Consider the following 6,549-nt stretch of genomic DNA (forward strand, 5'->3'; position numbering starts at 1 on the left):
TGCAGCGTGTTACTCATTGTGTCGCTGGCACGACCTCAAGCACGCGTATCAGCCCGTTTTGCGGATAATGCCAGCGAACGTCAAGATCCCACAGCTGCGTGCCGTAGCGGCGTTCTGGCGTTGGTACCTGATAAGCCGGGCGTGGATCCTGCGCCAGACATTGCTCGATCAGCTCGACCAATGGCTCATTCAGACGTTGCGCGTGTTCACGGGCCTGAAGCAGCGCGCTGCCTTCCCATTGCACCGGAATCAACATCGGCGCGGCACTGGCAATGGTGTTTGTGGCGCCCTCGACGCTATCTGCGTAGGGCACGTACGGTTTGATGTCCAGCACAGGAGTGCCGTCCAGCAAGTCGATGCCCGAGACCCAAAGGCGTCCAGGCTCTACCTTCTCCAGCTTCACCACCGACTGACCAATGCCGTTGGGGCGGTGAGTCGCACGCGTTGCGAACACGCCCATGGACTGGTTGCCACCGAGGCGCGGCGGGCGAACCTTCAGGCGTGGCTTTTCTTCCAGTGTCTGATGGAAAAGAAAGAGTAGCCAGATATGGCTGACCTGCTCAAGCCCTTGTACGGCGTCGGCATGATCGAAGGGTGCCACCAACTCCAGGACGCCACGCGCAGCGGGAGCCAGTTGGGGCTGCCGAGGAATGGCGAATTTTTCCTTGAAGCAGGAGCGCATGAAGCCGACGGGGGAGACGTTGTAAGTCATGGTCATGATCTTGGGCCGAGGTCCGTCGGGTCATCCGTTTTGAAGCAGGGGACTCAGGCGCGAATGCGCAGCGTCAGGCCCTTGAGGAAGTTGCGCAGCAGCTGGTCGCCACAGGTCCGGTAGTTGCTGTGACCGAACTTGCGGAACAGCGCGCTCAGCTCTGGCTTGGACACCGGAAACTCGGCCGCCTTGAGAATGGCGTGCATGTCGTCTTCCTTGAGTTCGAAGGCAACCCGCAGTTTTTTCAGCACGGTGTTATTGGTCACTGGCACTTCAATTTTTTGCGGGGCGCGACTGTCGTCCTTGCCGCGCTTGAAGATCACCAGACCATCGAGAAAGTGCGCCATGACTTCATCGCTGCAATTCAGATAGCCTTCTTCTTCCTCGTCCTTTTTCATGAAGGCGATCACGTCGTCCTTGGACACGTCCAGGCCACCCAGCTTGATGATCTCCACGACTTTGCCATCGCTGATATCGAGCATGTAGCGAACGCTACGCAGTACGTCGTTGTTCATCATTGTTTACGGTCCTGATAAGTCTGATGTGAACGTCGCACGGGAAGCCTGTGCGACGCTGAAATGTGGGGCGCGCCGGCTTAGAATTTTTCCTTGCCGGACAGGTAACGCCATTGGCCTTCTGGCAGCTTGCCCATGGACACACCGCCGATGCGGATGCGTCGAAGGGACACGACCTTGAGGCCGACGCTTTCACACAGTTGGGCAATGACGCCGGGCTGGGGGTTCTTCATGGCGAAGCGCAGGCGGTTTTCGTTCTGCCAGCTGGCTTTTACTGCCGGCAGTTCCTTGCCCTTGTAAGTCAGGCCGTGGTTGAGGCGATTGAGACCATGGGCTGCCATGGTCCCTTCGATCTCGACTACGTATTCCTGTTCGATCTTGCTGCGATCGTCGGTCAACTTGCGCAGTATTTTCCAGTCCTGGCTGAAGACCATCAACCCGCTGGCGTTGGCTTGCAGGGTCGAAATGGGCGACAGGCGCATGAAGTGCCCTTTAAGGGGGCGCTTACCGTACCGATGCTCTTCGGACAAGGTGCCGGGGGTGATCAGTTGCAGCGCGCTTTCGGCATCTAAGTTCGCCGGCTGATGCAAGAGAATGGTCACTGATTCCGGCGCAGTTGCTTTTGCCTCGGGATCGAGCTCGATTTTCTGGTTATCGACTTTGAACTGCGGCTCTTCAATGACTTCACCGTCAACCGTGACCCAACCGCCTTCGATAAACAGTTCAGCCTCCCGGCGGGAGCAGCCGACCAGCTCGACAAGGCGTTTGGAAAGGCGAATGGGGTCTGTCATGACAAAGAGCCGTTACTTAAGGGGAAAGACGGCTATTGTACCCGCGCACGCAGTGTTAATCGCGGCCACATTGAAAATGCCTTCAAGATAGGTGGTCGTTCTGTGCTTTTTCGTTAGCGAAAGGCCATCCAGGAACCCATCGCGGGTGACGCCTGGTCCTGATTGGCTAAAGCGTGTTCCCTGGAGTCTGGTTTATGTCCAAATGGCTTGCCGCATTGATAATGAGCGTCAGCTTGCCGTTGTTCGCTGCTGAAACGCCGTCCTACGGCCCGCAGTTGCAAGGTTTCGAGTATCCCTATCCTGCACAGAATTTTGCTTTTGATTCTCAGGGTGAACAGGTACAGATGGGCTACATGGACATCAAACCGTCCCATGCGTCCAATGGGCGCACCGTTGTGCTGCTGCATGGCAAGAATTTTTGTGGCGCGACCTGGGGAGGGACAATCAAACCGTTGAGCGACGCGGGGTACCGGATGATTGCGCCTGATCAGATAGGTTTCTGTCGGTCGAGTAAACCTGAACATTACCGTTATACGTTTGAGCAATTGGCGCAGAACACCAACGCGTTGCTCACCCACCTGGGCATCGACCACGTCATTGTGCTCGGGCATTCCATGGGCGGTATGTTGGCCACCCGCTTTGCATTGATGTACCCGCAACAGGTCGACCAACTGGTCTTGGTCAACCCCATCGGTCTTGAGGACTGGAAAGCCAAAGGCGTGCCGGCTCTCACGTTCGAGCAATGGTATGCGCGCGATTTGAAAACCAATGCCGACAGCATCCGCAAATACCAGCAGGCGACTTATTACGCCAACGAATGGCGGCCGGAGTTCGATCATTGGGTCGATATGCAGGCGGGCATGTACAACGGCAAGGGGCGTGAAGAGGTGGCCCATGCCTCAGCGCAGACCTATGAGATGATTTTCAATCAGCCGGTGTTCTACGCGTTCGAAAACCTGAAAATGCCTACTCTGTTAATGATCGGACAAAAGGACAACACCGCCATCGCCAAAGACCTGGCCCCCGAAGCGTTGCGTAAGACATTGGGCAACTATCCCGAACTAGGCAAGGCCGTGGCCAAGCGCATTCCTCATGCAACGCTGGTTGAGCTCGACACGCTGGGGCATGCACCACAAATCCAGGACCCAGAGCACTTCAACAAGGCCCTGATTGACGGTTTGCTCGACTGATCGCCGGGGGCATGCAGCGCAGGCTTCATTCAATGGGGCCTGCTCAGGCGCATATGCAGTAACGGATAAGGCTGACCCATGCCATCCACCTCAGAACGACCGATCACCTCAAACCCCTGCTTGAGGTAGAACCCCAGGGCTTGAAGGTTTTGCTCGTTGACGTCCAGTTCATCGGCGTGGAAGTGCTCAATAGCATGAGCGAGCAGCAACTTGCCCAGTCCTTGGCCGCGGTGCTCAGGGTCGATGAACAGCATTTCGACCTTGCCCGCGGCGATTCCGGCGAAACCGGTGATTCGTTGCCGAGTGTCTTTGCTGCAAATCAGCATCACCGCATCCAGATACTGATTGAGCACCATGCTCTTGAGCATAGAGATATAGGAGCTGGGCAAGAAATCATGGGTGGCCCGCACCGAGTCTTCCCAGATGCGGGCGAGCTCCGGGTAATCACTCTGTCGTGGCGTATGAATGACCGAATGACTGCGCATACAACCTGTCTCCTTAGGCAAAAGTGTCGGTCCGTGACTCGGCAGCTTTTTAATGTCGATTTTTTTGAAGTGTGATCTTGTGTTGATTAAATCTAATAGAAAAAAAACAGCTTGTTGGTGATTTTTTGTAGGGGCTCTGATTTTCGAGTCTGCCACGTTTTCCTGACAGGTTTCGACGGTGTCGGATCAAGCCCACTCGATATCGGGAAGAGTCTTACGTGTTCCTTGCAGTGTGACTGGCATTCGCTGAGTCTATTTTCAACGACACTGCGTGCCCCTTCCAACACGAAGATCCGCGCATGTCTCATCCCGGCCTTACCCCGAAGTTCTGTCTGGACATCAACGGGGAGCAGCAAACTGACTTGCAGGTGCTGAGTTTTCACGGGACCGAGGCGTTGAGCCGACCCTATGAAATCAACATCGAACTGGTGAGCCGGCGCTCATCCCACGCGTTGGACGGCTTGCTGCATAAAGCGGCCTACCTGAGATTCGGGGCGCAAGGGCAGGGGCTGCACGGTCATATTTATGCGATCCGCCAAGGCAAAACAGGCGGGGCATTCACCCATTACCATCTGGTGCTGGCCCCCTTTCTGGCCTTTTTGCAGCACTCGAGCCATCGCCGTTCGTTCCAGAAAATGACCGTGCCGGAGATCATTCTTGAGGTGCTGAAAGGGCACCACATGCTGAAGGGCACCGATGCATCGTTCGACCGCATCACGGCGGTCATGGCGCCGCGCGACTATTGCGTGCAGTACGACGAGTCGGACCTGCACTTTCTCAGCCGGTTATGCGAGGAAGAGGGGGTTTTCTACCGGTTTGAGCACACGCCTGACAGTCATCACCTGATCTTTGCCGACGATGAAACCCGATTCCCGCAGCAATCTCCGCAGGTGTTGCCGTTCAAACCGGGGAGCGGCCTGGTGGCAGAAGGTCCGGCGGTCAAGGCCTTCGGCGTGCGATTGACGGCCCAAACCAACCATGTCGCCCTGCGCGACCATGACTTCAAACAGACCCATATCCCGCTGCAGAGCCTGCAAAACCCCACGCGAACCCAGGCGCAATGGGAGAGCGGCGAAGTCCCCAAATACGGTCCCTACCTGGAGAATTACGTCTATCCCGGGAATTTCGAAGAAAAAAGGCGCGGTGACGTTCTATCCAAGCGTGCGCTTGAGCGCCATCAAACCGGCTTTCGCCTGGCGGATGGCGAGAGTGATGCGTCGCTTTTGCGCAGCGGATCGCGCTTGCACCTGGTTCAGGATTACGGCCCCGAAACCCACTGGGTGCTGATTTTTGTGCAACATGACGCCAGACAGCCGCAGGTGCTCGAAGAGCTGGCCGGCAGCAGCCCGGTTGACTACGGGCGCATCGCTCAGGGGTATCGCAACACCTTCACCGCCATTGCGGAAGCGGTCCAGTTCCGTCCGGCGCTGGAACACCCAAAACCGCGAATCCACAGCACCCAGACCGCCAGGGTCACCGGCCCTGTGAATGAAGAAATCTACTGCGACAAATTCGGCCGGGTGAAAGTCAAATTCCACTGGGACCGTAGCGAACAGGACGATGAAACAACCAGTTGCTGGGTGCGGGTTGCGTCCAGTTGGGCAGGCGATGGGTATGGCGCCGTCACCATTCCCCGAGTGGGCATGGAGGTGCTGGTTTCCTACTTGGAAGGGGACGCCGACAGGCCGGTTATCGTCGGCTGTTTGCCCAATAACCTGAACCCCGTTGCGTACGGACTGCCTGAAAACAAGACCAAAAGCATCTTTCGCAGCCGGAGTTCCAGTGCAAGTACCGGTTTCAACGAAGTTCATTTTGACGACAAGAGCGGTGCGGAACGGGTCTACCTGCGCGCCCAACGCGACATGGAACAGCTGATCCAGAACGACAGCCGGACTGAAATTGGCGGTCAGCGCCTGGAAACCATCAAGGGCAACAGCACCTCGGTGCTCAACGGTGAGGAACACCGAACCCTCACCGGCGAGCGCAAGGTTCAGCTGCTGGCGGGCGATCATCTGCAGGTGGCAGGCAGCAGCCACACCCGTGTGGGTCAGGTGTTGGTGAAAGAAGCCGGATTCGAGGTGCACCTAAAATCCGGCGTTAACCTCGTCATTGATGCTGGCGTCAGCCTTACGTTGAAAGCGGGTGGTCAACACATCCTCATCAGCCCTGCCGGGATTTTCAGCAGCGTGCCGATCGTGTTGGGCGGGGTGCCAGTGCCGGGAATAGCGGCGATACCATTGATGCCGGGGCAGGTTCAGCCCCTGGTTGCCGGCAGCGTTGTTGCATCGCAGGGGCAAGTCGAAAAAATCCTCAGCGGACAGCTGACGTGCCCGTTGTGCGAGCTGAACAAGCCGGTACCGAAGAGCGTCTAAGGTAAAAAGCGGCGTTCCATCGCTGATTGTTAACCCTTACTTCAGTTTCGCTTCAGCGATCTGCACTTCAACGAAGTGTTGAATCAACGAGACTTGCGGCTCTTGCTGGCGCAGGTTCATGACCATTTTGCTCATGCGCTGCAACTTCTCGCTGGGCTTGGCCCATTCAGCTTCCAGCAGCGGAGCGGACCATGCCTGTATCGCCTCGGGCACGGCGGCGCGGCCCATGCTTTTGATGCGGCGGATCTCCCATTCGGTGAGATGGTTGGGCAGGGTCCAGAGGGTCATGACGTGGTACAGGTACCACCAGAACGGATAACTCCAGCCGACTTCGCCCGCCTTGCGCCGCCGGCGCATGCGTTCGCGAGCGTTGTAGAACGTGTGCAGCCCCTCATGTGGCGGATCGTCGGGGCCTTGCAGGTCGAGAGGGTCCTGAATGTCCTTGAGCGTGTGGACCTCATACTCCATGTACGCGCGAATGGCT

General features: G+C 57.1%; 6 protein-coding genes and 1 pseudogene. 2 read left to right on the forward strand and 5 right to left on the reverse strand.

Annotation, left to right across the window (positions count from 1 at the left end; genetic code table 11):
• Positions 1 to 13: 13 nt before the first annotated feature.
• From tsaA to QN399_RS21475, 3 genes are all read right to left on the reverse strand, one after another.
• The gene (tsaA, locus tag QN399_RS21465) at positions 14 to 712 is read right to left on the reverse strand and encodes a tRNA (N6-threonylcarbamoyladenosine(37)-N6)-methyltransferase TrmO (protein WP_330201607.1); all 699 of its coding nucleotides are present in this window, start codon (positions 710 to 712) and stop codon (positions 14 to 16) included.
• A gap of 53 nt (positions 713 to 765) precedes the next feature.
• Positions 766 to 1,230, reverse strand: coding sequence for a DUF1456 family protein (locus QN399_RS21470; protein ID WP_322215314.1), 465 nt, complete (start codon positions 1,228 to 1,230; stop codon positions 766 to 768).
• A 77-nt stretch (positions 1,231 to 1,307) separates the two neighbouring features.
• Positions 1,308 to 2,018: an rRNA pseudouridine synthase gene (locus QN399_RS21475; RefSeq protein WP_322180422.1), complete on the reverse strand. Its 711-nt coding sequence runs from the start codon at positions 2,016 to 2,018 to the stop codon at positions 1,308 to 1,310.
• Positions 2,019 to 2,212: 194 nt separating this feature from the next.
• On the opposite strand from QN399_RS21475, the gene QN399_RS21480 reads away from it, so the two are divergent.
• A complete protein-coding gene (locus tag QN399_RS21480) occupies positions 2,213 to 3,208 on the forward strand; it encodes an alpha/beta hydrolase (RefSeq protein ID WP_330201608.1) in 996 nt (331 codons plus the stop codon).
• A gap of 29 nt (positions 3,209 to 3,237) precedes the next feature.
• Here the strand turns inward: QN399_RS21480 and QN399_RS21485 are convergent, their stop codons facing one another.
• Positions 3,238 to 3,693: an acetyltransferase gene (locus QN399_RS21485; RefSeq protein WP_330201609.1), complete on the reverse strand. Its 456-nt coding sequence runs from the start codon at positions 3,691 to 3,693 to the stop codon at positions 3,238 to 3,240.
• Between the two features lie 299 nt (positions 3,694 to 3,992).
• Here QN399_RS21485 and QN399_RS21490 point away from each other — a divergent pair, with 299 nt between their 5' ends.
• Positions 3,993 to 6,065 carry a type VI secretion system tip protein TssI/VgrG gene (locus QN399_RS21490; protein WP_330201610.1) on the forward strand — a complete coding sequence of 691 codons (2,073 nt, stop codon included), beginning with the start codon at positions 3,993 to 3,995 and terminating at the stop codon, positions 6,063 to 6,065.
• 36 nt (positions 6,066 to 6,101) lie between these two features.
• Here the strand turns inward: QN399_RS21490 and QN399_RS21495 are convergent.
• Positions 6,102 to 6,549, reverse strand: a pseudogene (locus tag QN399_RS21495) (hypothetical protein); the annotation flags it as partial.

The organism is Pseudomonas sp. 10C3, from assembly GCF_036346185.1.
Taxonomy (GTDB): domain Bacteria; phylum Pseudomonadota; class Gammaproteobacteria; order Pseudomonadales; family Pseudomonadaceae; genus Aquipseudomonas.